This window comes from Pseudomonas gingeri, assembly GCF_013386165.1.
Taxonomy (GTDB): Bacteria; Pseudomonadota; Gammaproteobacteria; order Pseudomonadales; family Pseudomonadaceae; genus Aquipseudomonas; species Aquipseudomonas gingeri_C.
Genome location: NZ_JACAOS010000015.1, coordinates 66,488 through 92,441, shown reverse-complemented (window position 1 = coordinate 92,441; position 25,954 = coordinate 66,488). Strand labels below are relative to the sequence as shown.

Here is a 25,954-nt window from a genome sequence, read left to right as displayed (position 1 = left end):
TAAATGGACTGGCCATATCGACACTGCAATTAAGACCTTTCAGGATCCGGCAGTGAAATTCACGGACTCGCTCATGCGCACAAGGCAACGATCTGGGGGGATTCGTTGATCCTGCTCAGTGCGGCAAGGGGATTGTTCAGCTCGAACCTTCGGCACCCTCAACCGTGCTACGCAGGGCATTGGCCAGTTCTTCGCAGCATCGATAATAGCTTCGCTCGGCGACCTTGACGGCCCGGAATCCTTCTTCCAGCGCATCTTTGTGCGACTTGCTCAAGGCGGCGACCGCCGTGCGCCATGCCTGACGGGCGTTGTCTGCTTCTGTCAGGTAGGGTTTCAAGAGATCGGCGTCAATCATCGTCATAGAGGGCGATTCCTGGTTCTGGTTTTTCTGCGGCAGGCCTGCTGGCGGATCGAGCACCCGTCGCCCCTGTTTTTTCTTCGCTCAGCTTAGGGGGAGGCGAATGAACTGTCGACTGTTCGCGCGCATGTCCGAAGCGCCTCTCGTCGCTCTGTCGAGATTGGGCTTTGTCGATGATGAGGCATACTCTGCGCCATCGAGATGAAAAGGATCGAACCATGTTGTTGAGTAAACGCGAGCAGGCGCAGCTCGAGCGTCGCCTGGTTGCCACCCTGACCGAGGCCTGCGAGACGGCCAAGGCCCGAGTCGTCGGGTTTGCCTGGCTGACCCATGAGGTGGACTTCGCGCACTTTCCCTCCAGCCTGCGGGTGACCTGGGTTTTCGACACCCGGGCCAACCGGGATCAGGCGTTGGCCGGCGAGTCAGCCCGGCAGATGCTCGAACTGACCACTGAGGCCCTGCGCGACGCTGATGTCGAGGTCAAGCAGGTGTCCGCTCATCTGGCGTTCGATAGCGAGGAGCATTGCCAGCAGGTGAGCGCCGGCAACTGGCAGCAGCACCTTGCGCGCAGCCCGCGTCCGGGGCGCGGCTGAACCATGGCCAAGGACATCGACAATCCCTGTATTTCCGTGTGCCAGCTCAACAGCGAAATGTGCCTGAGCTGTGGGCGCTCCAAGGAAGAGATCAAACAGTGGAAACGCATGAAGCGCCCGGAAAAAATGGCCGCGGTGCAACGGGCGGCGCAACGCCTGAAAAGCTTGCAGAAAAAGAAGCGTTAGTCCGCGTCGAAGTCCGTGGAGCGGGTCAGTGCCTCCCAGGCGTCGAGTTCCGCCGCATAGCTGGCGAGCTTTTCCCGAACCAGCGCGAGTGCGTCACTGCCCAGCAGCAGGTGAGCCGGCGGTTGGTCGCTGGCGATCAGGCTGAGCATGGCCTTGGCCGCTTTGACGGGATCGCCCAGCTGTTTGCCGCTCTTGGCTTCGCGGGCGGTTCGGATGGGGTCGAACAGGGCGTCGTAGTCGGCGATGCTGCGTGGCGAACGGACCATGGAGCGGCCGGCCCAATCGGTACGAAACGATCCCGGGGCAACGGCCGTCACCGCGATATTGAACGGCTTGAGCTCCTTGCTCAGTGTTTCGGAGATCCCTTCCAGGGCGAATTTGCTGCCGCAGTAGTCCGCAATGCCGGGCAGGGTGATGAAGCCGCCCATGGACGTGATGTTGATGATGTGGCCCCGGCGGCGCTGGCGCAGATAAGGCAGCAGCGCCTTGGTCACCGCCACGGCGCCAAAGACATTGACCTCGAACTGGTGGCGTATTTCTTCGAGTGATGACTCTTCGAAGATCCCTTCATGGCCATAACCCGCGTTGTTGACCAGGACATCGATAGGTCCCAGCGAGGATTCCATCTCGGCCACTGCGGTGTCGATACGGTCGAAATCGGTGATATCGAGCAAACGCCCGAAGGCTTGGGACGGTGCCAGGGCCTCAAAGGCCTGCCGGGCTGCTTCGTTGCGCAGTGTACCGATCACCCGATGGCCGGCGGCAATCGCCTCAATGGCGAGTGCTCGCCCGAAGCCGCTGCTGACGCCGGTGATAAGCAGGGTTTTGACTGACGACATGCTGATTTCTCTCATGGCAAAGGAGTGGGTCCGACAGCGAGATGTCCCGGTGTACGAATGACTCAACTCTAGTCCCCGGGCGTCGGCAGGGAGAGCTCGCTTCCTCTGAATGTCTAGCCTATTCCTATGAGCGCTCTGTTATTCCCGGCCAGCCTTGCGCACAATCGGCGGCAGTGCCAGTGAGGATGGGAAATCAGGTGAACGCCGAGACGTGGGACCCCAGCGACGTGCGCCAGCGCATGATTGCGCTGATGGACAAGCTGACACCCCGGGAAGGTTACAACCTCACGGCGCTGCCGGATGTACGTTTCCTGCGCTCCAACCGGCCGTTGAGCCTGACCCCGGTGTTCTACCAGCCGGGTATCGTCATTGTCTGCCAGGGCAGCAAGCGCGGCTTTTTCGGCGACCAGGTCTACCTTTACGACGAGCAGCATTACCTGGCCGTTGCAGTGCCCGTGCCATTCACCATGCAAACCCAGGCCACTGAACAGGCACCGCTACTCGCCATTTACCTGCACCTGGATTTCAACGTTGTCGCCGATCTGATCCTGCAAATCGACCAGCAGGGCGGCGTCCCGTCGTCCAAACCCCAGGGTATGTTATCGACGCCCATGGACCGGGCGATGAGCGAGTCGGTCTTGCGTTTTGTCGAAGTGATGGCGCGGCCTTTGGAGGCCGAAATCCTCGGCCCCGCACTGGTCCGCGAAATCTATTTTCGGGCATTGACCGGGGAGCAGGGCGGCGCCATGCGCGCGGCACTTACCCTGCAAGGCCAGTTCGGCAAGATAGCCAAGGCCATTCGCAGAATTCATGGGGCCTTCAGCCTGCCGCTGAGCGTGGAGCAATTGGCCGGCGAGGCGGGCATGAGCGTTCCCTCGTTCCATAGTCATTTCAAGTCGGTCACCCAGACGTCACCGCTGCAATACCTGAAGTCGATCCGCTTGCATCAGGCACGTTTGCTGATGGTCAGGAACGACATGAGCGCCGCGAGTGCGGCCCTGGAAGTGGGCTACGAAAGCGCATCGCAGTTCGGGCGTGAGTTCAAGCGGCTGTTCGGCGGCAGTCCGGTTGAAGAGGTCAAGCGGATGAAGGCCAGCTTTGTGGTTCCGCCGCTGGTATGGCCGGCGAGCGCAAGCCGATAGCGCCCTGTGCACGGCCAGCAGTGCGCTGACCCCGGAACCTGCCCGTCGCCCTGCACATACCTTTCTGCAAGGCGCCTTTACCTGAACTATCTTGTTAACAACCACGTCTGCACCTCGCGGGCTTGGCAGACGAGTGGCTGTCGGCTTTCAAGCAACCTGCGGCGTCAGTTCCAGGCGACCGATGGTCTCAGTTATTGCCGAGTACACCGATAGTCTTGGAATAGTACGGCCAAAGGGATTCTTGCAGTCATGTTCAATACTAATCTGAAGAAGATATTAGAGAGCAAAGAAGAAGAGCTTTTCAGGTTGCACCAATTGTTCCACGGCATGACGGCGGAAATGGTCTCGCTGCTGCTCGATCCGCAATTTCGCATCATCGACTTCAATCAGCGTTTTCTCGATCTGCTGGGTTATACCGACGAGCAACTGCGAGGTCGGCCCTTGGACCAGATCATCCCGGCCTATGTCAAAAACCTGGACTGCTACCGTAACCTCCAGGCGGCGGTGGCCAAGGGCGAGTCGGTCAGCGATAACTACCGTTTCCTGCGCGCTGATGGCAGCCTGGCCTGGATGCATGGCAGTTGGCAGCCGGTCAGGAACGAGAAGGGCGAGCTGTTGCATATCCAGTGTTTCGCTCGCGATGTCAGCCGCACGGTCGAGACCATGAAGGAGAACGAGGCCTTTATCCAGGCCTTGCTGCGTTCCACGGCCGTGATCGAATTCAACCTCAAGGGCGAGGTGATCACCGCCAATGACCAGTTCCTGCGGGCCATGGGCTACTCGCTGGCGCAGATCGTCGGCAAACATCACCGTATTTTCTGCACTGCCGAAGAAGCGGCGTCCACTCAGTACCAGGCCTTTTGGACGACCCTCAATCGCGGGGAGTTCGTCGCGGGTCGCTTCAAGCGCGTCGACAGCCATGGGCGGGATGTCTGGTTGGAGGCCACCTACAACCCGGTCCATGATGCTCAGGGGCAACTCTACAAAGTGGTCAAGTTCGCCAGTTTGGTGACCGACCAGGTGGTGCGCGAGAAGGAGGTCAGCGAGGCGGCGGGCATTGCCTACGATATTTCGTTGCAGACCGACACGACCGCGCAGCGCGGGGCCACGGTGGTCAAGGACACGGTGCTGACCATGCAGGCCATTTCCGAGGAGATGCAGTCGGCCTCGGAGGGCATTGAGGCCTTGGGCAAACAATCGATGCTGATTACCTCGATGGTCCAGACCATTGGCGGTATTGCCGCGCAAACCAACCTGCTGGCGCTCAATGCCGCCATCGAGGCGGCCCGGGCCGGGGAGCAGGGCCGAGGGTTTGCGGTGGTGGCCGACGAGGTCCGGCAACTGGCGGGGCGCACCAGTGCCGCCACGGAGGAAATCGTCACGGTGGTCCAGCAGAACCAGAAGCTGGTGGACGAGGCGGTGCGCGACATGTCCACCAGCCGGCACAAGGCTGAACAGGGCGTCTCCCTGGCCAACCAGGCCGGCGAGGTGATCATCGAGATCCAGGACGGGGCCAAGCAGGTGGTGGGCGCGGTGGGGCGGTTTGCCAATCAGTTGAAGTAAGCGCGGTGGGGTCGCCTGATACCAGGCGATCCTTGCCCTAGAAAACCGCGCGCAATGCCAATATCGCTAGGTAGATCAGGGCCACTGCGCACAGGCCATGACTCAGCCGCTGCCAGCCCGGGGAGGCGGCCTTCCTGAGTCCGTTGACCAGCGCGGCGATCAGAAAGCAGCAGGCCACCGATGCGAACATGAAGCCGGCAAAGAACATCAGGGTTTGCCCATGGCTTGGGGTCTGGCCGACGATGCCCGAAAGCGCGCTGCCCAGTGCTCCCCAGTAGACGACGTTTTTCGGGTTGGCGATGGAAATGCTTGCCCCCGCCAGCAGGGCGTTTTTCCCTGGCCGTTGGTCCGCGCTGTCGGCTGCGGGCAACTGCCAGGCATCCTTCAGGCTGCGCAGGCCCAGCCAGGCCAGATAGGCGGCGCAGACGCAGGTGAGGGGAATCCGCACCTGCTCATGTTCCAGCAGCAGCGACAGCCCCGTGAGCCCGATCACTGCCCAGAGGGCATCCCCCACCAGCGAGCCGATTTGCACCAGCAACGCCGGCTTGAAGCCATGGAGCAAGCCGCGTCGCAAGGTTTCCGCCAGGACGGCTCCCGGCGACAAGCAGAACACCACGCCGAAGATCAGCGCGGACAGGAAGATCGTGAGCATGCCTACCTCCAATAAACGTTTGGCGGCATTGTCGATGCAGAGCTGCAAACGATCTTGTACCGGATTGCACGTTTCAACGTTTTACCGCGCTTTGATAACGTCCGGGCGTCAGGCCATAGGCGGATTTGAAATGCCGATTCAGATGGCTCTGGTCGGTAAACCCCAGGGTGCAGGCGATGTCGCCGGGCGATCCGCCGTTGCGTAGCAGCCCCTGTGCTCGTCGGGTTCGCAATTGCATGGCCCACTGTCGAGGGCTGAGTCCGGTTTCGCGCTGGAAGGCTCGCAGGAGATGGAATTTCGACAGGCCGAACTCGTCGCTCAACTCATCCAGGCTTTGTGGGACCTGCAAACGCTCGGCGATGATTTCCTGGGCCCGGTTCACCAGGCCGCGCCCCACCGAGGCAGTGCCGGGCAGACGCAAACCGCTCAAGGCAACGACTTCGCCCAGCAACACCACCAGCGTCTCTTCGGCGAGGGCCCGCAGCAAGGGGTCTGGCATCAGCGACTGTTCCACCGCCAAGGCGAATTTTTCCGCGAGCTGTGGCTGGTAGCAAAGCGCACGGCCAAACTCCAGATGCTCCAGGCCCAGGTCCGCCGCCAGTTGCCCGGCACTGACGTAGAGGCTCACGAAACGCCAGGGCGTGCCGGGTGCGGCCCCTCCGCCCTGGATCTGGCCGGGGTTGTAGAGGGTGATATTGCCGGCGCCAGCGCTGAAGGTCCGCCGGTCCAGCCAGACCTTTTCCTCGCCGAGCAGATTGACCCCGATTACACATTCATCGTGGCTGTGCCTGGCGAAGTGAAGGCCGGTGCAGGCGGTGCTGGAAATCTCGTACTTTTCCAGCCAGGCATAACGTATGGAGTTCACATGGACGGCCCGACATTGCGCTGTAGGACGCAGGATACCCAGCCTTACGGGGGCAATCCATGGCTGTTTGAAAATATGTTGTTACGTTTTTTCAGTGCTTTGGGGGTAAATATTTTTATGAGTTGTTTGAAGTTTTAGACTTGGGATTTATTGCTGGTGGGCGCTGTAATCTATTCGCTGTGTTGTGTGTAGGTTTTGTCGGTGATTTTTTAAAAATTCAATATATTCAGCGGGTTGTTAAATTTTGATTAAGTTCAATGCTCATGTGTCAGATGGACATAATTCTTATTTGGGCTAGGTTTAAAGTTCTCCCTGAGTTGGAGAGTTTTCTATCAAAGGAGTGATAAGAATGAACAAACCGTTGTCGAAACCCGAACTTAAACATGGTCGTGTCGTTTCGCCTTCCAGTCGTGGATCGGTGGCCGTGGATCTGGGGTTGCTCGGTACCTGGCAGGTCAATGAAATGGAAGGCGGGAAGAATTTTCCGGCGCTCACCGCCGGGCCTTTCCCCAAACCGTTTGAAACCGATGACCAGAGCGTTGTCCCACCCGCTGACGGTTACATCCTCAGTGGCGGGAAAAACGATGCCCGCGACTGCATCAACTTCACCGACGAGGAATTGAGCAAGAAGCTCAATCGTCCCTCTGCCTGGCCACTGTTGAACGTCAATCCAGGGCAGATCTTTAATGTGCAGTGGGAATACACCGCCGCCCACGTCACCCGGGGCTATCGTTGGTTCATCACCAAGGACGGCTGGGACCCCAAGCAACGCATCAGCCGCGCACAGCTGGAAGCCAAGCCGTTTTACGAGGACTTCTACACCCAGGTGCCTTACTACCAGCACAGCGATGAGCTGAAGGCCAAGGTGGAGCACGACGTGAAACTGCCGGCGGGCAAGAAGGGCCATCACGTCATCGTCCTGTTGTGGATCGTCGCCAACACCGGCAATGCGTTCTACCAGGCGTTTGACGTGGACTTCAAATGACCTTGCCGTCGTGCAGTCAACCTCCTGCAAATTTCTAAAGGACTGGAATGTGACCACCATCGATTTTTCACTGCTCAAATCCAAGGCCAGCGATGCGGCATCGGCGATGCCGAGTCTTGCCGGCAAGAAAATCCTCATGGGTTTCTGGCACAACTGGGCCGCGGGGCCAAGCGATGGCTACCAGGGCGGCAAGTTCGCCAACCTGGCGCTGACGGATGTGCCCGCGGAGTACAACGTGGTGGCCGTGGCCTTCATGAAAGGCAACGGTATTCCGACGTTCAAGCCGTACAACCTGTCTGATGCGGAGTTTCGCCGCCAGGTGGGGGTTCTCAACGGTCAGGACCGTGCCGTGCTGATTTCCCTGGGCGGCGCCGATGCCCATATAGAACTGCACAAGGGTTCCGAGCAGCCGCTGGCCAATGAAATCATCCGCCTGGTGGAAACCTATGGTTTCGATGGGTTGGATATCGATCTGGAACAGAGTGCCATCGACTATGCCGACAACAAGACGGTATTGCCCGCTGCTCTGAAACTGGTGAGGAATCACTACAAGGCCGAGGGCAAGCACTTCATCATCAGCATGGCCCCGGAGTTTCCCTACCTCAGCACCAATGGCAAGTACGTCGATTACATCAAGGCCCTCGAGGGCTACTACGACTTCATCGCGCCGCAGTATTACAACCAGGGCGGCGATGGCGTCTGGGTGGCGGAAGCCAATGGCGGCAGCGGGGCCTGGATCGCGCAGAACAATGACGCGATGAAGGAGGATTTCCTCTATTACCTGACCGACAGCCTGGTCACGGGCACACGGGGCTTTACCCGGATTGCGCCGGACAAGTTCGTCATCGGTTTGCCGAGCAATGTCGATGCGGCGGCGACGGGTTATGTGATCGACCCGGCGGCGGTGGTCAACGCGTTCAAGCGATTGGACGCCGCCGGCCACGCCATCAAGGGGCTGATGACCTGGTCCATCAACTGGGATCAGGGGCTCAGCAAGTTGCAGGTGCCTTACAACTGGGAGTTCCGCAATCGCTACGCGCCGCTGATTCATGGCGCGCCGGGGGCGGCTGAAATGCCACTGGGCAGGCTGCAGGCCTGAGCTGAAAAACGAAACCCGGCGCTTGCGCCGGGTTTTGTCTTGCCCGCTCCCGCTTAGTAGCGCCAGTGCCCTGGCACCCAGATCCACTGGTTGTGGCCCCAACGATAATGTCCGGCGACCCAGTGATAACCGGGGGCAGGCATGACCGGTACGACTTCAACAATGGGCGGCGGTCGACGCGGATGCACCGGCTCGACAATACAGCCCGCCAGCGATGCGGCCATCAGGGTGGCGATAAGCGCGGTCTTGAATATTCGCAGCATGGGGTAACTCCTTGCAGAGTATTGAATCGTCACCCGGTTGGCGGGCTTGTAAGGGTTAAACGTCGTACGGCGTAAAATCCGTCGCGGCTACAGGTTTTTCTGCATCGCCTTGCCCTTGCCCTGCCCGCGGAAATACAGCGAGTCGACCAGCTTGCGACGTTCCTCCTGGGGCAGGGTGCCGGCGAACTCCGCCAGGGTGTTGTCCACCAGCGAACGGAGTGCGACATCCGCCTCGCGAGCCTTGCCCAGGTCCGTCAGCAAGGCCGGTCGGTCCAGCGTCGGTGCTTCAAGCTGCTTGATCACATCCTGACGCGCCTGGCGTCCCGCCATGATCAACGGCTGGCTGTCGGCCCGATTGCGTCGCAGCAGTTGGCGCAACTCATGCTGGCGCGCCTCCGGCAACTGCACCATGGCCTGGCGCAAGCCGTGCTGGTTGACGGCGGCCATGGCCGGTTTGGTCTTGACCAGCCAGTGGTAGACGCCACCGCCGATGCCACAGATCAGGAAGACATTGAGCATCAACGACATCAGGAGGAAGTTCTTGATGGTCTTGGACGGTTGACTCATTGCTCGCTTTCCTCGGCGTTTACGGTGAAGACGATGTCGGCATCGCCCTGGTCGAAGATGCTCGGCAGCGCTTCGGATGCGCTGGGCAACGGCAGGCTCAGCGAGGCCACCAGCATCCCGGTGGCAATGCCCGCCAGGCCCACGCCGACGAAGCCGACCCGCGACAGCCAGTCGGCATAACGGCTCCAGAACGACGTCGGCCTGGCCGGGGGCGCCGAAGCGACGATCCGTCGGGCCAGTGCCGGGTCGGGGGTCGCCAGTTGATAGCTGTCGAGCAGGCTGTCGAGCTGTCGAGCCTGTTGCAGCACCAGGAGTGACGTCGCATCGCCACGTTCGAGCAAGGTCCGGGCGTCGACGCGTTCGGCCACCGGCCAGCGTTGCAGGTCCGCGCCGTAGGCGTCCGCCAGGTAAGCAAATCGTTCGGGCGTCATCGTTTTCCCCTTCCTAGGCTGTCTTGACCGTGGGTTTCGGCAAGAGCGCTGCGCAGGTTGCGCCTGGCCCGCGACAGCAGGCTTTCCAGTGCATCGACGCTGATGTTCATCAGCGCCGCCGCTTCGATGTTCGACAGCTCCTGGTAGTACTGCAGCACGATGGCTTCGCGCTGACGATCAGGCAACGCGGCCAGCGCGGCCGCCATTTGCTCATTGCGCGCCGTCGCCTCCAACTGCTCATCGGGGCGTAGTGCGCTGTCGATCGGCTCGTTGCCGGGCTCGTCGTCCTCCAGCGGGCGCTCCTTGCGCTTGCGCAGGCGGTCGTGACAGAGGTTCAGCACCACCCGATGCAGCCAGGTGTCAAAACGCGCTTCGCCACTGCGCCAGCTCGCTGCTTGCTTCCAGATACGCAGGAAGCTTTCTTGCGCCACATCCTTGGCCTCGTCGGCATCGCCCAGTATCCGGCTGGCGAGCGCGAGCAAACGGGGCAGTTTGCGCGACACCATCTCGTTGACGGCGGCAGGCTCCTTGTTGCCAATACGGGCCAGCAGCTCAACGTCCGGATCAGTTTCTTTCAATCGGGCAAGTCTCGGTCCGGTGATGGGTTCGGGAATGACAAGGCCGGGCGCTGCCAAAACGCCGCCCGGCCAGGGGATCAGTGCATCCAGCGCCCTTCGGTCCAGCGCCAGTTAGGACCGTGGGACTCCCAGTGGCCCGGTTCCCAGCGCGCATTGCGCATGACCGGCTGCCAGTGGCCCGGTATCCAGGCGTAACCCCGGCCTTCCCAGCGCCAGTGGCCACGGTCCCAGGCGTAACCTGGACGTTCCACGGGAATGGCTTCGACACGCATGGGCGGTGGCGCTTCGCGGATGATGACTTCGGTCTGGGCGAAGGTCGGCATGCTGGTCAGCGCGGCGAATGCCAGCGGGATCAGCAGGAGGGCATGGCGCAATTTGGCCAGGGGTCGTGTAGATCTCATGACAACTCCTTCAGGCTGCGTACGAAAGTGAACGCTGCTGATGGGTTGAACGATAGGTGTGGGGGAAATCCGTCGCGAGAAAAAAACATTTTTTTATTGATACATTCTGAATAAGGCGCGAGGCCAGTATTACGCAGGGAGGCCGGGCACTTGATGAAAAATATTCGAGGGGCAGCGACGGATTGGTCGGCGTTGTTACGTTCAACCGGTAACCGCCGCAATCGGCAGGTGCCTTGGCCCTGTGCATTGAGCGGTTTCGTTCACTGAATCCCTTGAGGAAACCATCATGTCACGTCGTCTTTCGCTGCTGGGTGCAGCTGTGTTGCTGCTGAGTCTGAGCGGTTGTGTGATCTTGCCGGGCCATCGGGATCATTGCTGCTGGCGCTATTACGGGGACGCGGCGCCTGCGACGGCTGTGAATTCCGTGGCAAACGGTTAAGAGACACACGCTCGAAAACGCCACTCACCCTGTAGGAGCCGGCTTGCTGGCGATGGCGCCAGCAAGCACACCGCAAGGCTCAAGGGCCCCATCGCTGGCAAGCCAGCTCCCACAGGGGGCCGGGGCAACAGGATACTTTTGTGGTGATACGCGGTCCTGTAGGAGCCGGCTTGCCGGCGATGGCATCAGCAAGCACACCACAAGACTCACGGGCCTCATCGCGAGCAAGCTCGCTCCTACAGGGACCGCGTCGATCATCGTTGCGCGTTGGCAGGCAAGACGGTGTCTACAGAGGCGGATTGGCACCTGTTTATGCGCCAGAATTGCCTTGTCATAAAATGAAGTAATTCCCAGCTTGTGTTTTGCGCTTTGCTGAGACTGGAAAATCATAAAAAACAGGCCCATCATTCCCGTCGCTGTCTAAGCTTCACAGGTCTGCGCCGCGCCTCTTGGAGAGCGGTGGGAAATTAGCCTTATTCCGGGAAATTATTTTGTCTAACGTCTGCTCCAGCGGCCTCGATATTGGCTTCGCTTCGCTGAATTATCTGCAAATCGGCATTCTGGGTATCATCCAGGGCATCACCGAGCTGCTGCCTATCTCTTCCACGGCGCATATGCGTGTCGTGCCGGCGGTACTGGGCTGGCAGGATCCGGGCTCGGCTTTTTCGGCCGCGATGCAACTGGCTGCGCTGGCGGCGGTGGTCAGTTATTTCTGGCGCGATGTGCGCGATGTCGTGGGCGGTAGCATCGGCGCCGTGCGCCAGGGCGACTACAACAGCCCGTGGTTCAAGTTGGCGGTGGCGATCATCCTGGCGACCATCCCCATCGGGATCGCCGGCCTGGCCTTGTCTTCGACCCTCAACGCCTGCGACTCGCCCCTGCGCGGGCTGACGGTGATCGGCATTTCCTGCCTGGTGATGGCGGTGTTGATGGCGGTGTCCGAGTTCAGTGCCCGCCATCAGCGGGTGGTGGGCCAGATGCGTCTGCGCGATGCACTGATCGTCGGTATTGCCCAGGTCGGTGCCCTGATTCCGGGTGTTTCCCGTTCCGGCTCGACACTGACCGCGGCGCTGTTCCTCAACTTCAAGCGTGAAGAGGCCGCCCGGTTCTCCTTCCTGCTGGGCTTGCCGGCGATCGCGCTGGCCGGGCTCAAGGAATTGCTGGTGCTGCACCATGCGCAGATCCCGGCAGAGGCCTGGAGCCATCTGTTGTTCGGCTTGGTGGTGGCGAGCATCTCGGCGTTCTGCGCGATCTGGGGCCTGATGCGCTTCCTGGAACGCTTCTCCACCTGGCCGTTCGTGATCTATCGCGCGGCCCTGGGGATTTTCCTGCTGGTTGGGGTCAGCACCGGCTTCCTGTCGTAATCGACAAGCCCGAGCGTAGCCTGCGGGCTACGCTTATTTTGCCGTTGCCAGTGCATAACGTCGGCAATGTTCCAGATACCCCTGCTCATGGCTGCCCACCAGCTGTACGACGCTGGTCCATAACCAGGACGGCGCATCGAGGGTTTTCGAGCGATTGAGCTGCAGCTCCGCCCGCCAGCTTTTACGCGTGGCTTCATCCATCTGCCGGGCATGGGCAATACCGATCACCCGAGCCAGATAACCTGCCGCGTGCTTGGCGTCGGTTTCATTGAGGGTGTCCAGTTCCAGCTTGAGATCCTGGGGCAGCAGCTCCCGGATGAACACCCCGTGGTCGAGAAAACGTGTGGCGATCATCCGCTCTCCCAGGCCCGGAGACAGATGCCGGGCGCCTTCGACCACCCGTTGCGCGTTGTCCCGCGGCATGTGTACATGGGCGCCGCGTGGGGCCGCGGCGGCGACGGCTTCCTTGACGTCGATCAGGCAATAATCCTGCTCGTCATGCCCGCCGACACCCAGCAGGACGGCGTAGCGCAACAACCCCAGCGAGCTGCAACCCTTGACCCAGTAGGCACAGTCGAGCAATTCGACACTGGCGTCATTGGGGCGGCCTTTGAGCGAAGTCACCAGGGCCTGGATCTGCTCGCTGGCGCACAAGGCCTTGATCGCGGTTTTCTCGTCACGGGCCATGGGCCAGAAATGCCGCCCTATCGGCAGGGTCAGCTTGGTGTTCTCCATACGCTCCCGGGCCAGGTTCTTCCAGGTACGCTTGACCGCGTCCCGCAGGCCGGCCTTGACCTGCGACGGTCGCTCGGGCGTATGGTCGGTCTCATCCAGCAGGGCCTGTTCATAGCCCAGCATCATCTCTTCGAGCATGCGCGCGGTGGTCACGCCGGGCAGGTCCGAACCGCGTGCGGCGGTGGCCAGGGACAGGCCGAGGCGCACCAGGTCATGGACGGGGTTGCCGATCACCGTCTGGTCGAGGTCGCGAATATGGATATCGATGCCACCGTGACGGTCCCCGGTGGGGCCCAGGTTGCCGGCATGACAGTCGCCGCAGATCCACACGTTGGGGCCTTGGGGCAGGCGCCTGCCGCGCTGGCTGTGCAACCACTCATAGAACTGCACCGTACTGCCGCGCACATAGGCGTGAGCCGAACGGGCCATTTTCTCATTGCGCAGGTTGGACAGGAGGGGGTTACGTGCGGCAGGGCGTGGTGGTTTCAAGGGCGGGCTCTTCATTCTGGTGAGAAGGCGATGCTCATCTCGTATAGAGCCTAGACCGCTGCGTTGACACGTTCGATCCCTGTCCCAGTGGTTTTTCGCGTTTTTCAGGCAAAAAAAAGGCCCGCACAGAGCGCGGGCCAAGAAGAGGTTTCACCAAAGAAGCAGGTAGAAATATAACCAGCCAACGCCATGCTCACAGTGAAAGAAGTTTTATTCGTTTTTAATTAAAACCTATTATTTTCAATGGTTTAAAGGTGAATAAATGAACCTTTTCCCGGCTGCCCCTGAATATTTTTTCATGATTGCTTTTGGCGGCCTGGGAAGCCTTCCAGGTGCTATCGATGCAGGTTGTTTTCCAGTCCCTGACGAACCTCGGGCCACTCTTCGTCAATGATGCTGAAGCGTACGGAGTTGCGCTTGCGCCCGTCCGGCATGATTCTTTCGTTGCGCACGATCCCCTCCTGCTGAGCACCCAGGCGCAAAATCGCCGCCCGGGATTTTTCATTGATCTCGTCAGTGGTGAATTGCACGCGCACGCAATCGAGCACCTCGAAGGCATGGCGCAGCATCAGGTACTTGGCCTCGGTGTTGACGAAGCTTTTTTGCCAGCGGGTCGAGATCCAGGTGCTGCCGATTTCCAGCTTGCGGTACTGGCGATCGATCTTCCAGAACCGCGTGGAGCCGATGACTTCGCCGCTGGCCTTGATCACGATGGCAAACGGCATCACCGTTCCGGCTTCCCGGCCGGTGAGGGCGTTGCGCAGATAGGACTCGACCGTATTGGGTCCCGGCACCACGGTGAAGGGCAGGTTCCACAGTTCGCCATCCCGGGCGGCCGCCACCAGGGCGTCGGCATCGTCGGGCTGAAGGGGGCGCAGCAGCAACCGCTCGCCTTCAAGGGATTGCAGCAATTGCAGGTTTTTCACGGGGCAGGGCTCGCAGTGCAGTGTTCAGCGAGCATTACAAAGTAGCCGGGATCGGCTTTGCAAGAGCCATTCAAGGTTAAAACCGTCAGGCCAATGCCGGCGTGCTTCCCTCAGGCCAGGCTGACGTCCAGTAACCGAGGCTGGGCAATGGCCAGGTAATCCTGGGTATCGAGCACCATCGAGGCGTCCAGCCGGCCGGCATTGAAGGCAATTTCGCGGTAGCGGCTGGTCAGGCTCGGGTCGACGATCAATTGAATCCGCTCATCGAAGACGAAAGGCGCAATGGCGCCGATCCGGCAGCCGGTCAGTTCCATGGCGGTTTCGGGCTTCACCAGTTCGGCTTTTTTTCCGCCCAGGGCGGCACCGACTTTTTTCATGTCGAGCTTCTGGTCCCCCGGCAATACCACCAGGGCATAGGGTTCGGCCTGCCCCTTGAGGGAACAAAGCATGGCCTTGGCGCCCTGGCCCGGTTCGGTGCCACGGATTTCGGCGACCCGTGCCGATTGGCCCTCGGCATCGTGCATCAACACCCGGTAGGAGGCGGCGCGGTCATCCAGCAGCGCCACCAGGCGATCGAACATGGGATACATGGAGCTCTCCTCGGGTTGACAGGGTCAGGTTTGCAGAATCAGGTCATAGGACAGTTTGCTGATCAGGATCACCAGCAACACCAGGAACAGCGCCCGGACAAAGGGTACGCCCTTATGCACTGCCAGCCAGGTGCCGGTCAGTGCGCCGAGGATGTTGAAGGCGGCCATGGGGATGGCGATCAGGTAGAGCACGTTGCCCGTCGGAATGAAGAACATCAGCGCGGCGACGTTGGTCGCAATGTTCACCACCTTGGCTGACGCCGAGGCGTGCAGGAAGTCGAAGGCGAAGCAGCGGATAAACAGGAAGATCAGGAAACTGCCGGTGCCGGGACCGAACAGCCCGTCGTAGAAACCGATGGCACCGCCGATCACGATCGCCAGCAGTTTTTCCTTGGTGCCGATGCGCATGGGTTTGTGCAGGGCGCCGAAGTCTTTTTTCCAGAAGGTGTAGATCGCCATCAGTACGATCAGCACCAGCACCGCCGGACGGATCACCGACTGCGGCACGGCCGATACCGTGGCCGCGCCGAAAAAGGCCATGGCAAAGGCCGCGCAGGCGGCGGGGACCACCAGGCTCCAGTCGATCACCACCTTGCGTACGAAGGACCGGGCCGCGAATGCGGTGCCGCAGGCGGCCGCGACCTTGTTGGTACCCAGTAGCGCTGCCGGTGCTGCCGTGGGCAGCACGTTGAACAGTGCGGGTATCTGGATCAGTCCGCCGCCGCCCACTGCCGCATCGATCAGACCGGCGGAGAAGGCGAACACGCAAAGGATGACAATATCGACCATGAAATCAGGCTCTGACGATGAAAGGTTGGTGTGGGTCCAGCGGCACCACGCGTGCCGGATCGTTGACCCCGAAGACGCGCAGCATCCAGCGGTCGCGGCCGTCGTAGCGGGGGGTGAAACCGTCCCGGGCATGCAAGGTTTGCTGGTTCTTGAAAATCAGCATGTCCCCCGGTTGCAGCAGAATGTGGTGCACGACATCGGGATGATTGGCCGCCGCCGCGAACAGTTGCAGGGCAAACTGCGCGTTGGCGCAGGTCGCGGCGACACTGGCCTTGTTGTAGCGGCAATACAGGCCACCGCTGGCATTTCGGTAGAGCAGGGGAACGTTTTCCAGCACATTACCTTGTTTGCCGAAGGAGGCCGGTCGGCGAATGGCGAAGTGCGGACGCGATAATTCTTCTTCGACCGAGGCTGGCAGCATGGCCAACACGTCGGCAATGGCGACGATGCGCGTCGGCACGTCCAGCTCGCAGCGCAAACCGGTCAGGGACAAGTACTCCGGGCAGGCCGATAGTTGCGCAACGGGTTCGCAGGCCAGGGGCAGGTGCGGGTTGTCGACATGCATGCCCAGGTCCATGCGTGAGCCATAGGAGCTTTTTTCGCCCTCGCGTTGCTGCTTGGGTGACACATGGCGGAACACGGTGTCATCGCTTTCGCCTTCGTAGGCCACCGGACGCGTTTGCAGGGTTTGCAGCACGGACAGGATCGCCCCGGCCATAACCGGCAGCTGCTCGATCCCCGGCGCCATGTCGTAGGGCGTGGCTGGCAACTGCAGGTCCACCGGCAGCCCCCTGACGATCATCGCCACCTCACGGCTCTTGGGGAAGTCGCGCAGTTGCTGGAGCTTCTCGTTGCCCAGGGTGCTCTCCAGCAACTGACCCAGGGCCGGCATGTGGCTGATGCCCGAGGCGCTGTCGGTCACGGCCAGCGACGCCAGGCCGGCGTGCAGGGTGCGCTGCTCGTCGAGGGATAGATGAATCTGCGGTATCCCTTGGCGGGTCGAGGTCGCGGATTTTTTCCCCAGCCATTCACGAATTTCTTCGCCAATAAGTGCCGCAGATTTCCCGACTATTTCATCCAGCTTTGACACGTCCGTTTGCTCCTGTTTGCCTACGTCCCTGTGGGTTGAACGGGAAGGCTAACGGAAGGGCCTTTTTTGTGTTGCAATGCCGCATTGTGAAAAATGCAATGAGGTGGGCAAATGGCCCTGGATATGTTGGGGGAGCTGGAAGCCTTTGCGACGGTGGCACGTAAGCGTAGCTTCGTCGCCGCGGCCCGTACCCTGGGACGCTCGCCCAGCTCCTTGACCCGTGCGGTGCAGGCCCTCGAGGAAAGCGCCGGGGTCAAGCTGTTCAATCGTTCGTCGAATGCCGTGAGCCTCACCGAGGCCGGTGAACGCTTCTTGCCCCATGCTTACAAAATGCTGGATCTGCAACGTGATGCGGATGAGGACCTGTCCGGTCTCAGCGGCCTGGCCCACGGCTGGATTCGCTTTTCCGCCCCCGAGTTTCTCGGGCACGGGGTATTGCCCCGGCTGATCGCGCAATACTGCGAGCATTATCCGGACGTGAACGTCGATGTGATTTTCACCGATGAAACCATCGATCCGGCCAAGAGCAAGTTGGACTTTTCGATTCGCGGTGCGTTTCCGCAATCCAGTGACCTGATCGGCTTTCCGCTCTGGAGTTATTCCCGTTACCTGTATGCCAGCCCCGGGTATCTGGAGCGGCGCGGAATGCCCGATTCCATCGAGGCATTGGAGGCCCATTCGTTGATCCTGCATACGGCGCCGCGAATTCTCAAAGAGTGGAATTTTCGCGGTGACGAGCAGGCCATCAGCTTTCGGGTGCATCCGAAGTTTCGCTTCAGCTCCGGTGCGGCGGTGTTCCATGCGGCCCTGGCGGGTGTCGGCATTGCCCGCCTGGCGGACTGGCTGGCAGAACCCGAGGTCGAGGCGGGGCGCCTGGTCCGGGTCTGCCCCGAGTACAAACTGACCTCCAGCAGCGGCGAGAACCCGCAGATGCATGCGGTCTATCCGGCGGGGAGCCTGCCGCTGCGGGTCAAGTCGCTGCTGGAGGTCATCCGTGGTTTTGGCGAAAGCCTGGATCGCAAGCATTCACTGACCTTCTAGGCGGCCAGATGCCCTTTTGTGCGCCTGGCGTTGAGCACGGGTTCAATCCGGGAGCCGGGCAGGGCCCAACTGTTCCCGTATCAAGGCGACGAACCGCGTCGCGGCGGGTGACAGGGGTTGGCCGCTGCGGCGGATCAGGCCGATTTCCCGGCTGACATCGGGGTGTGCCACCGGGCGTTTTTGCAGGCCGCTCTGGCCGTCATCCGCCGACTCCGGCAGCAACGCCATGCCCAGGCCCTGGCGCACCAGAGCCAGGACCGTGGACATATAGTTGGCTTCCAGCCCCGGCACCAGCGTCAGGCCTTGCTCGTCGAACAGTTGCTCGACCCGTTCGCGCACGCTGCTGTCGCGCCCGGTCAGGATCATCGGCTGGCCGCTCAGGTCCGCCAGGCTGACCGTTGCCTGGCGCGCCAGCGGGTGTTCATCGGGCAGGAACAGGCACAGACGATCGACCATCACCACTTCAAAGTCCAGGCCATGGTTGAGCCGGGCCCGTACCCCCAGTCCGAAGTCCACTTCATTCTCCCGCACCAGGCTGTCGATGCGCTGGGCGACCACGTCCCGCAGGCGGATTTCGATACCGGGAAAGGCCTGACGAAATTGCTTGAGCAAGGGTGGCAGGGCGCCGGAGCAGATCGACGGCAAGGCGGCCAGGGTCACCACGCCCCGGTGCAGGCTGGCCAGGTCGCGGGAACCGCTGACGATGTTGTCCAGGTCCAGCAGCAGCTTTTCCATGGGCCCACGGGCCTGCTGACCGGCAGCGGTCAGGCTGACCTGACGGGGGCTGCGCTCCAGCAGGGTGACGCCGAGCCACTCTTCCAATTGCTGGACCTGCACCGTCAGCGCCGAGGGCGAAAGGTGCAGCAGGACGGCGGCGCGGGCGAAGCTGCCGGTCTGGACAACCGTGAGGAAGGCGCGAATATGTTGGACGGCGTTCTTCATTCTGTTTTTCCGAATGCATGGCGGTGAACATTCCAATTTACAAAGCTTAACCGCCTTCCAATACTGGGGAAAACAATAACTGTCCGCCGTTGAGCGGCCCCGGAGTCTTTCCATGCTCGCCACGTTGGGTGTCATCACCATCGTCTGTCTGCTTGCGGCTGTCATGAGCAAGCGCCTCTCGCCCCTGGTCGCCTTGATCGCCTTACCGATCCTGGCCGCGCTGCTCGGCGGGTTCGGTCTGCAAACCAGTGCCTTTATCGTCACCGGCATCAAGAACGTCGCCCCGGTGGTGGGCATGTTCGTGTTCGCCATCCTGTTCTTCGGGGTGATGACCGATGCCGGCATGCTTGACCCGATCATCGACCGCATCTTGCGCACGGTGGGCACGCGGCCCACGCGGATTGTCATGGGCACCGCCCTGCTGGCGTTGTTGGTGCACCTGGATGGCTCCGGGGCGGTGACCTTCCTGGTGACGATCCCGGCGATGTTGCCGCTGTATACGCGGCTGGGTATCGACCGACGGATCCTGGCCTGTGTCGCGGCGATGGCCGCCGGGGTGAATTTTCTGCCCTGGACCGGTCCGGTGTTGCGCTCGTCGGCGGCCTTGCACGTGCCGGTGGCGGACCTGTTCCAGCCATTGATTCCGGTGCAGATCGTCGGCTTGCTGTTTGTTTTCGCCTGTGCCTGGTGGTTGGGCCGGCGTGAGGAGCGGCGCCTGGGCCTGGGCGCCGGTCTGGCCACGGGCAGTGTGCCGAGCCGGGTGATCAGTGCAGAGGAAGAAGCCCTGCGCCGTCCACGGCTGTTCTGGGCCAACCTGCTGCTGACGGTGCTGGTGATGGCGGTGATGATCGCCGGCTGGGTCGACCCGGTGGTGATGTTCATGCTCGGCACAGTGGTCGCACTGTGCCTCAACTACCCGAATGTCGACGCCCAGCGCGCCCGTATCGATGCCCATGCCAAGACTGCCTTGACCATGGCCAGCATCCTCCTGGCGGCCGGGGTCTTTACCGGGATCATGCAGGGCACCGGCATGCTCAAGGCCATGGCCGAAGTGGCGGTGGCGCAGATTCCGGCCGGCCATGGCAAGTTGATTCCGGCGGTGGTGGGTTTCCTGTCGATGCCGCTGAGCCTGTTGTTCGATCCGGACTCGTTCTATTTCGGGGTGATGCCGGTGATCGCCGAGGTCGGCAAAGCCTTGGGCGTGGAGCCCTTGCAGGTGGCCCAGGCGTCCTTGCTGGGGGTGCACACCACCGGCTTCCCGGTCAGCCCGCTGACCCCCGCGACCTTTTTGCTGGTGGGCCTGTGCAAGATCGAACTGGCCGATCACCAGCGTTTCACCATTCCTTTCCTGCTTGCCGCTTCGGTGCTGATGACCCTGACGGCGCTGCTCCTGGGCATCTTTTGAAATGAGGGACCTTGCGATGAAAACCTTGCGTATTGGCTCCGGCGCCGGCTATTCGGGCGACCGCATTGAACCGGCGGTGGAACTGGCGGCCAAGGGCGAACTGGATTACCTGGTGTTCGAATGCCTGGCTGAACGGACCATCGCCCTGGCGCAACAGGCTCGGCTCAGTGACCCCGAGGCCGGGTATGACCCCTTGCTGCGGGAGCGGATGGAGCGGGTGCTGCCCTTTGTCGGCGGTAACGCGCGGCGTCTGCGGATCATCACCAATATGGGCGCGGCCAATCCCCTGGCCGCCGCGCGGGAGGTCCGGCGGATCGCCGTTGAATTGGGTTTGCCAGGGCTCAAGGTGGCGGCGGTGACTGGCGACGATGTGCTTGAGGTGCTGCATGCCGAGCCGAGCCGTTTGCTGGACAACGGCTTGCGGGTCGAGCAGTTGGGCGACCGGCTGGTTTCCGCCAATGCCTACCTGGGCGCTGAAGGCATCGTCCAGGCCCTGGCGGCCGATGCCGATGTGGTGATCACTGGCCGGGTGGCTGATCCGTCGCTGTTTCTCGCGCCGCAATGTTTCGAGTTCGGTTGGGCGGCGGACGATTGGCCGCGCCTGGGCCGTGGCACCTTGATCGGTCATCTGCTGGAGTGTGCGGGGCAGATTACCGGTGGTTACTTTGCCGATCCGGGCGTCAAGGAGGTGCCGGATCTGGCACACCTGGGCTTTCCCCTGGCCGAAGTGGATGCCGAGGGGCGGGCGACCATCACCAAGGTCGCCGGCAGCGGCGGGCGGGTGGACGCTGCCACCTGTACCGAGCAGTTGCTGTATGAAGTGCATGACCCGGCGGCCTACCTGACGCCGGATGTCATCGCGGACTTCCAGGGGGTGGGTTTTGTCGAGGAAGACGTGAACCGTGTCGGCGTGTGGGGCGCGGACGGGCACCGGCGCACGGACACCTTGAAGGTCTCGGTGGGGTATCTGGATGGCTGGATCGGTGAGGGGCAAATGTCCTATGGCGGTCCGGGTGCCCTGGCCCGCGCAAGTTTGGCGCGGGAGATTGTCTTGCGGCGCCTGGACATCATCGGTGTAAAGGCCGAGGAAGTCCGTGCGGAGTTGATGGGTGTCGATGCCCTCTATGGCGAAGCGCTGAGCACGCGAGGGCAGGGCGAGCCCTGGGAAGTACGTTTGCGGGTGGCGGCGCGTTGTGCCGATCGAGCCGATGCGCTGCGCGTCGGCAATGAAGTGGAAACCCTGTACACCAACGGCCCGTCAGGCGGTGGTGGTGCGAGCAAGAGCGTACGGCAGGTGGTGGCGGTGGCATCGCTGCTGTTGCCACGGGAACATCTGAAGGCAACGGTTCATCTGGAGGATCGGTCATGAGCGGTCTTGAATTGCGCGCTTTTGCCCATTCGCGCACGGGCGACAAAGGCGACACTTCGAATATCTCGGTGATCGCCTACCGTGCCGAGGACTACCCCAGGTTATGCGAGTGGCTGACGGCCGAGCGAGTGGCGGACTACTTTGCACCTTTGCTCGATCCGACGGCCGGGCCGGTACGACGCTATGGGTTACCAGGGGTGCGGGCCTTGAATTTCGTCTTGCCGGGCATCCTGCGGGGCGGGGTGACCCGCTCCCTGGCGCTGGATGCCCACGGCAAGAGCCTGGGCTCGGCGTTGCTGGGGATGCCGTGGGAGCGCGATTAACCCGCGTGTTGCAAACGCTGGGCAACACGTTCGGTGATCAGCCCGCGTTGCTTTTGCGACTCCGCCACCCGTTGCAGGGCAATCGCCAGCACGTCGGCGGGCGCGGTCTCCGGGCGGCCGGCGTTGAACGGCGGAAAGGGGGCGTATTCGAATTGCAACTGGATCACCTGGGCTTCCTGCGCGCCCACCAGCTCGCCGGCCAGGGTCAGGGCAAAATCGATCCCGGCGGTGATACCGCCGCCGGTCAACAGGTTGCCGTCACGCACCACGCGCTCTTTCACCGGGATGGCCCCGAGCGGCGCCAACAGGTCGTGATAGGCCCAGTGGGTCGTGGCTTTGCGGCCTTGCAGCAGTCCGGCGGCGCCCAGCACCAGGGCGCCGGTGCAGACCGAGGTGACATAACGCGCCTGGACGGCCTGACGGACGATGAACGAGAGGGTTTCGGCGTCTTCCATCAACGGCCCGACCCCGGCACCGCCCGGAATACAGATCACGTCCAGGGGCGGGCAGTCTTCGAAAGTGGTCGTTGGCGTAAAGGCCAGGCCGGTGCTCGAGGTGACGGGCGCCAGGTCCTTCCAGATCAGGTGGATCCGGACGTCAGGCAGCGAGGCGAGGACTTCGTAAGGGCCGGTGAGGTCGAGCTGTTGGACTTTGGGGAACAACAGAAAGCCGATATGCAGTGTCATGGCGATAGCTCCTTGGAAGTGAATAAAAAGGTCCTGCGAGGCTGGACGAGTCCACTGTAGTTTCGTAGGCTTTGGCGTATCCGCCATTGAGCCCACGTTTCACGCCAAATCTATGAACATTCCCAAAACGATCCGGATCCTGGCTTTTCCCAATGTGCAGGTGCTCGATGTCACGGGGCCGCTGCAGGTGTTTGCCTCGGCCAACGACCTGGCGCGTGCCCAGGGCTTGCCGTTGCCCTATGCCGTGAGCGTGATCGCCGCCCAATGCGAACCGGTGATGAGTTCGGCGGGGCTGGCCCTGGTGGCGGAGCCGTTGCCAGCGGCCGGCATGCCCTGCGATACCTTGATCATCGCCGGTGGCTGGGGCACCTACGCGGCAGCCGAGGACCCGCTGCAGGTCGCCTGGGTGCGCCAGCAGGCCGGCTGCGCACGGCGGGTCGCCTCGGTTTGCACCGGGGCTTTCCTGTTGGCAGCCAGCGGCTGGCTGGACGGGCGGCGGGTGGCGACCCACTGGACCCGCTGTGAACAACTGGCGGCGCAGTACCCACGGGTGCAGGTCGAGCCCAATCCGATCTTTATCAACGATGGTCCGGTCTGGACCTCGGCCGGGGTGACGGCGGGTATCGACTTGTCCCTGGCGCTGGTGGAGGCGGACCTGGGGCGTCCCGTGGCGCTGGAAGTGGCGCGGCATTTGGTGGTGTTCCTGAAACGTCCGGGTGGGCAGTCGCAATTCAGCGCCACCTTGTCCTTGCAGAAAGCGGGTAGTCGCTTTGGCGATTTGCAGGCCTGGATCGCCGAGCATCTGGCGCAGGACCTGTCGATTGCGGTGCTGGCCCAGCAGGCGGGCATGAGCGAGCGCAGTTTCGTCCGCCACTATCGCGCCGAAACCGGACAGACGCCGGCCCGGGCCATTGAGCAGATCCGTGTCGAAACCGCCCGGCGCCTGCTGGGTGACACCGCACTGCCGATCAAACGGATTGCCACCCGTTGCGGTTTCGGTAGCGAGGAAACTCTGCGCCGCAGCTTTCTGCGGGCCATCAGCGTCACGCCGCAGGCTTATCGCGAACGTTTTTCGGTGCGTCCATAAAGGTCGATGGCCGTAAGCCGTCGATCCATTTCGTTGACCTAAGCCATCCCCTGAATGTCGATTGCACCTAAGCTGTTGGAATATCGGACGTAGTTCTCAATAAAACCTGTACGTTAAGCATGTTTTGTAAAACTTATGGCATCATGCCATTAATGCTTTCCCTGATACCCCAATAAGATGAGCACCGGTCTGTGTCAGTGATTCCCCTAGTTGTGTGTGACGACTCCAACATGGCCCGTAAGCAGGTTTTACGGGCGCTGCCGGCGGATTGGCAGGTCTCGATCACCCAGGCCTGCGATGGTCGTCAGGGGCTGGATGCCATTCGCCAGGGTTTGGGGCAGGTGGTGCTGCTCGACCTGACCATGCCGGAAATGGATGGTTATCAGGTGCTCTCGGCGATCCGTGCCGAAGGGTTGCAGGCACAAGTGATCGTGATCTCTGGTGACGTCCAGGAAGAAGCGGTCCGCCGGGTGCACGAGCTGGGTGCACTGGCGTTCCTGAAGAAGCCCTTCGACCAGGACGAGCTACGCGAGACCCTCGACCGCCTGGGTCTGCTCAATGCCCCTGGTCAGGCGCCGTTGGCCGTTCGCCCTGAATCGACCGCGGAAATCAGTTTTCGTGATGCCTTTCGCGAAACGGTCAACGTCGCCATCGGTCGTGCGGCCGCGCTGATCGCCAAGGTCCTGGGGGTGTTTGTGCACTTGCCGGTGCCGAACGTGAACATTCTCGAAGTGGGCGAGTTGCACATGGCGCTGATGGATGCCGGGAGCGGCAACCAGCTCACCGCCATTTGCCAGGGTTTTATCGGCAGCGGTATCGCCGGTGAAGCCTTGCTGATGTTCCATGACTCGGAAGTCGCCGACATGGCGCAGTTGATGCAACGCCAAGGCACCGAGTATTCGGACCTGGAAATGTTGCTCGACCTCTCCAGCGTACTGATCGGTGCATGTCTGAGCAGTATTGCCGAGCAGATCGACGTGGTGTTTTCCCAGGGCCACCCACAGATTCTCGGGCAGCACGCGGCCATCGACGAATTGATCCGGGTCAACCAGCAGCGCTGGAAAAAGACCCTGGCGGTAGAGATCAGCTACAGCCTGGAAGGGCATGACATACATTTCGACTTGCTGTTGTTGTTCACGGAAGATTCCATCCAGCGGTTGACCGACAAACTCGCTTACCTGATGAGCTGAGCCATGAACGACACCCTCGATCTGAACGAGTTTCACTGGTTGCTGGCGATTGTCCAGAGCATCGACGTCGGCGTGGTGGTGCTGGACCGCGACTATTGCGTGCAGGTCTGGAACACCTTCATGGAAAACCGTTCCGGGGTACAGCCCAAGGACGCCAACAGTCAGTCTTTCTTCAGCCTGTTTCCTGAAGTGGATCGTGAATGGTTCAGCCGCAAGGTGGAGAGTGTCGCCACCCTGGGCACGCCGGCGTTCACCATCTGGGAGCAGCGTCCTTACCTGGTGCGGTTCAAGAACTACCAGCCGATCACCGGCCAGGAAGACTTCATGTACCAGAACACCACGTTGTTGCCGTTGCGGTCGACCAACAGCACGATTACCCATATCTGCCTGGTGATCTATGACGTCACCGACGTGGCCACCAACCGCCACCAGCTCCAGGCGGCGAATGCCAAGTTGCAGAAACTCTCCAGTACCGACCGCCTGACTGGCCTGTACAACCGTGGGCATTGGGAGGAAAGCCTCAAGGCTGCCTATGCCCGTAACCAGCGCTATGGCAATGCCACGAGTCTGGTGATGTTCGACATTGACCACTTCAAGCGGGTCAACGACACCTATGGACACCAGGCCGGGGACAAGGTCATCGAGCGGGTTGCCGATATGGTCCGCGAGCATGTGCGCGACAGCGACGTGGCCGGGCGTTATGGCGGCGAAGAATTTGGCGTGGTGTTGTCGGATACCGACAAGGCCGGCGGGCGCTTTTTTGCCGAGCGCTTGCGCAAGGCCATCGAAGGGCTGGAAGTCGTGCACGAAGGGCAGAGCATCCGTTTCACCATCAGCCTGGGGGTGGCGGACCTGAGCCGGCCTTCGGTCAGTCACGCCGACCTGATCGCCTGGGCGGACCAGGCGCTGTACGCGTCGAAGAAGGCTGGACGTAACCAGGTGACGGTTTACGAGTAAACCGCACCGG

At 61.5% G+C, this 25,954-nt stretch carries 29 protein-coding genes and 2 pseudogenes; 15 read left to right on the top strand and 16 right to left on the bottom strand.

Annotated features, from left to right (window positions below; genetic code table 11):
- Positions 1-136: 136 nt before the first annotated feature.
- Entirely contained in the window at positions 137-418 is a 282-nt protein-coding gene (locus HX866_RS13110) for a hypothetical protein (protein ID WP_371316773.1), read from the bottom strand.
- Between the two features lie 158 nt (positions 419-576).
- On the opposite strand from HX866_RS13110, the gene HX866_RS13105 reads away from it, so the two are divergent.
- Both HX866_RS13105 and HX866_RS13100 read left to right on the top strand, forming a co-directional pair.
- A complete protein-coding gene (locus HX866_RS13105; RefSeq protein WP_177139951.1) occupies positions 577-951 on the top strand; it encodes a hypothetical protein in 375 nt (124 codons plus the stop codon).
- Between the two features lie 3 nt (positions 952-954).
- On the top strand, positions 955-1,137 hold the full coding sequence (locus HX866_RS13100) for a DUF1289 domain-containing protein (RefSeq protein ID WP_121138867.1): 183 nt from the start codon (positions 955-957) through the stop codon (positions 1,135-1,137).
- Here HX866_RS13100 and HX866_RS13095 read toward each other — a convergent pair.
- Positions 1,134-1,976, bottom strand: coding sequence for an oxidoreductase (locus HX866_RS13095; protein WP_177139950.1), 843 nt, complete (start codon positions 1,974-1,976; stop codon positions 1,134-1,136). The genes HX866_RS13100 and HX866_RS13095 overlap by 4 nt on opposite strands.
- A gap of 239 nt (positions 1,977-2,215) precedes the next feature.
- Here HX866_RS13095 and HX866_RS13090 point away from each other — a divergent pair, with 239 nt between their 5' ends.
- The 3 genes and pseudogenes from HX866_RS13090 (at position 2,216) to HX866_RS34780 (ending at position 4,681) form a co-directional block, all read left to right on the top strand.
- Positions 2,216-3,118 (top strand): AraC family transcriptional regulator, encoded by a 903-nt coding sequence (locus tag HX866_RS13090; protein WP_218179705.1) that lies wholly within the window; start codon positions 2,216-2,218, stop codon positions 3,116-3,118.
- Positions 3,119-3,367: 249 nt separating this feature from the next.
- A pseudogene (locus HX866_RS34785) lies at positions 3,368-4,129 on the top strand (PAS domain-containing protein); the annotation flags it as partial.
- Positions 4,106-4,681, top strand: coding sequence for a methyl-accepting chemotaxis protein (locus HX866_RS34780; RefSeq protein ID WP_371319259.1), 576 nt, complete (start codon positions 4,106-4,108; stop codon positions 4,679-4,681). The pseudogene HX866_RS34785 and the gene HX866_RS34780, both read left to right, overlap by 24 nt.
- 37 nt (positions 4,682-4,718) lie before the next feature.
- On the opposite strand, the gene HX866_RS13080 is transcribed toward HX866_RS34780, so the two are convergent.
- Both HX866_RS13080 and HX866_RS13075 read right to left on the bottom strand, forming a co-directional pair.
- Positions 4,719-5,333, bottom strand: a complete 615-nt coding sequence (locus tag HX866_RS13080; protein ID WP_177139948.1) for a LysE family translocator — start codon at positions 5,331-5,333, stop codon at positions 4,719-4,721.
- A 73-nt stretch (positions 5,334-5,406) separates the two neighbouring features.
- Positions 5,407-6,189: a helix-turn-helix transcriptional regulator gene (locus HX866_RS13075; protein WP_371319258.1), complete on the bottom strand. Its 783-nt coding sequence runs from the start codon at positions 6,187-6,189 to the stop codon at positions 5,407-5,409.
- Positions 6,190-6,547: 358 nt separating this feature from the next.
- Between HX866_RS13075 and HX866_RS13070 the strand changes: the two genes are divergently transcribed.
- Together HX866_RS13070 and HX866_RS13065 are read left to right on the top strand one after the other, a co-directional pair.
- Positions 6,548-7,183 (top strand): lytic polysaccharide monooxygenase auxiliary activity family 9 protein, encoded by a 636-nt coding sequence (locus tag HX866_RS13070; RefSeq protein ID WP_177139946.1) that lies wholly within the window; start codon positions 6,548-6,550, stop codon positions 7,181-7,183.
- A 49-nt stretch (positions 7,184-7,232) separates the two neighbouring features.
- A pseudogene (locus tag HX866_RS13065) lies at positions 7,233-8,261 on the top strand (chitinase); the annotation flags it as partial.
- A gap of 74 nt (positions 8,262-8,335) precedes the next feature.
- Here HX866_RS13065 and HX866_RS13060 read toward each other — a convergent pair.
- From HX866_RS13060 to HX866_RS13040, 5 genes are all read right to left on the bottom strand, one after another.
- On the bottom strand, positions 8,336-8,545 hold the full coding sequence (locus HX866_RS13060) for a YXWGXW repeat-containing protein (protein WP_177092186.1): 210 nt from the start codon (positions 8,543-8,545) through the stop codon (positions 8,336-8,338).
- Positions 8,546-8,632: 87 nt separating this feature from the next.
- On the bottom strand, positions 8,633-9,112 hold the full coding sequence (locus HX866_RS13055) for a periplasmic heavy metal sensor (RefSeq protein WP_177092185.1): 480 nt from the start codon (positions 9,110-9,112) through the stop codon (positions 8,633-8,635).
- Entirely contained in the window at positions 9,109-9,543 is a 435-nt protein-coding gene (locus tag HX866_RS13050) for a hypothetical protein (RefSeq protein WP_177125207.1), read from the bottom strand. The genes HX866_RS13055 and HX866_RS13050 overlap by 4 nt, the downstream gene beginning before the upstream one ends.
- Positions 9,540-10,121, bottom strand: coding sequence for an RNA polymerase sigma factor (locus tag HX866_RS13045; protein ID WP_177092183.1), 582 nt, complete (start codon positions 10,119-10,121; stop codon positions 9,540-9,542). The genes HX866_RS13050 and HX866_RS13045 overlap by 4 nt, the downstream gene beginning before the upstream one ends.
- Positions 10,122-10,198: 77 nt before the next feature.
- A complete protein-coding gene (locus HX866_RS13040; RefSeq protein ID WP_177092182.1) occupies positions 10,199-10,522 on the bottom strand; it encodes a YXWGXW repeat-containing protein in 324 nt (107 codons plus the stop codon).
- Positions 10,523-11,452: 930 nt separating this feature from the next.
- Between HX866_RS13040 and HX866_RS13035 the strand changes: the two genes are divergently transcribed.
- Positions 11,453-12,325 (top strand): undecaprenyl-diphosphate phosphatase, encoded by an 873-nt coding sequence (locus HX866_RS13035; RefSeq protein WP_177092181.1) that lies wholly within the window; start codon positions 11,453-11,455, stop codon positions 12,323-12,325.
- Positions 12,326-12,358: 33 nt separating this feature from the next.
- On the opposite strand, the gene HX866_RS13030 is transcribed toward HX866_RS13035, so the two are convergent.
- From HX866_RS13030 to HX866_RS13010, 5 genes are all read right to left on the bottom strand, one after another.
- Entirely contained in the window at positions 12,359-13,549 is a 1,191-nt protein-coding gene (locus HX866_RS13030; RefSeq protein WP_177139945.1) for a DUF2252 family protein, read from the bottom strand.
- Between the two features lie 335 nt (positions 13,550-13,884).
- Entirely contained in the window at positions 13,885-14,457 is a 573-nt protein-coding gene (locus HX866_RS13025) for a GNAT family N-acetyltransferase (RefSeq protein WP_177140100.1), read from the bottom strand.
- Positions 14,458-14,585: 128 nt separating this feature from the next.
- On the bottom strand, positions 14,586-15,065 hold the full coding sequence (locus HX866_RS13020) for a YbaK/prolyl-tRNA synthetase associated domain-containing protein (protein WP_177139944.1): 480 nt from the start codon (positions 15,063-15,065) through the stop codon (positions 14,586-14,588).
- Between the two features lie 24 nt (positions 15,066-15,089).
- Positions 15,090-15,854 (bottom strand): sulfite exporter TauE/SafE family protein, encoded by a 765-nt coding sequence (locus HX866_RS13015; RefSeq protein ID WP_177092178.1) that lies wholly within the window; start codon positions 15,852-15,854, stop codon positions 15,090-15,092.
- Between the two features lie 4 nt (positions 15,855-15,858).
- Positions 15,859-16,944: a TauD/TfdA family dioxygenase gene (locus tag HX866_RS13010; protein ID WP_177139943.1), complete on the bottom strand. Its 1,086-nt coding sequence runs from the start codon at positions 16,942-16,944 to the stop codon at positions 15,859-15,861.
- Positions 16,945-17,055: 111 nt separating this feature from the next.
- Here HX866_RS13010 and HX866_RS13005 point away from each other — a divergent pair, with 111 nt between their 5' ends.
- Positions 17,056-17,985 (top strand): LysR family transcriptional regulator, encoded by a 930-nt coding sequence (locus tag HX866_RS13005; protein WP_177092176.1) that lies wholly within the window; start codon positions 17,056-17,058, stop codon positions 17,983-17,985.
- 42 nt (positions 17,986-18,027) lie between these two features.
- Here the strand turns inward: HX866_RS13005 and HX866_RS13000 are convergent, their stop codons facing one another.
- Complete coding sequence (locus HX866_RS13000; RefSeq protein WP_177092175.1) at positions 18,028-18,927, bottom strand: LysR family transcriptional regulator; 900 nt, start codon at positions 18,925-18,927, stop codon at positions 18,028-18,030.
- Between the two features lie 112 nt (positions 18,928-19,039).
- Between HX866_RS13000 and HX866_RS12995 the strand changes: the two genes are divergently transcribed.
- Genes HX866_RS12995 through HX866_RS12985 form a run of 3 tightly spaced genes read left to right on the top strand, consistent with a single transcriptional unit; the run spans position 19,040 to position 22,024 of the window.
- Positions 19,040-20,332, top strand: a complete 1,293-nt coding sequence (locus tag HX866_RS12995; RefSeq protein WP_177125210.1) for a CitMHS family transporter — start codon at positions 19,040-19,042, stop codon at positions 20,330-20,332.
- Positions 20,333-20,348: 16 nt separating this feature from the next.
- Positions 20,349-21,701, top strand: coding sequence for an acyclic terpene utilization AtuA family protein (locus tag HX866_RS12990; protein ID WP_177139942.1), 1,353 nt, complete (start codon positions 20,349-20,351; stop codon positions 21,699-21,701).
- Entirely contained in the window at positions 21,698-22,024 is a 327-nt protein-coding gene (locus HX866_RS12985; protein ID WP_177104891.1) for an AtuA-related protein, read from the top strand. The genes HX866_RS12990 and HX866_RS12985 overlap by 4 nt, the downstream gene beginning before the upstream one ends.
- Here HX866_RS12985 and inhA read toward each other — a convergent pair.
- Positions 22,021-22,710 carry an isonitrile hydratase gene (gene inhA, locus HX866_RS12980; RefSeq protein ID WP_177092171.1) on the bottom strand — a complete coding sequence of 230 codons (690 nt, stop codon included), beginning with the start codon at positions 22,708-22,710 and terminating at the stop codon, positions 22,021-22,023. The two genes, HX866_RS12985 and inhA, sit on opposite strands and share 4 nt — an antisense overlap.
- A 112-nt stretch (positions 22,711-22,822) precedes the next feature.
- Here inhA and HX866_RS12975 point away from each other — a divergent pair, with 112 nt between their 5' ends.
- The 3 genes from HX866_RS12975 to HX866_RS12965 all read left to right on the top strand — a co-directional run bounded on the left by HX866_RS12975 (position 22,823) and on the right by HX866_RS12965 (position 25,944).
- Positions 22,823-23,797 (top strand): GlxA family transcriptional regulator, encoded by a 975-nt coding sequence (locus HX866_RS12975; protein ID WP_177125212.1) that lies wholly within the window; start codon positions 22,823-22,825, stop codon positions 23,795-23,797.
- A 191-nt stretch (positions 23,798-23,988) separates the two neighbouring features.
- On the top strand, positions 23,989-24,987 hold the full coding sequence (locus HX866_RS12970) for a response regulator (RefSeq protein WP_177092169.1): 999 nt from the start codon (positions 23,989-23,991) through the stop codon (positions 24,985-24,987).
- Positions 24,988-24,990: 3 nt separating this feature from the next.
- On the top strand, positions 24,991-25,944 hold the full coding sequence (locus tag HX866_RS12965) for a sensor domain-containing diguanylate cyclase (protein WP_177092168.1): 954 nt from the start codon (positions 24,991-24,993) through the stop codon (positions 25,942-25,944).
- Positions 25,945-25,954 lie beyond the last annotated feature (10 nt).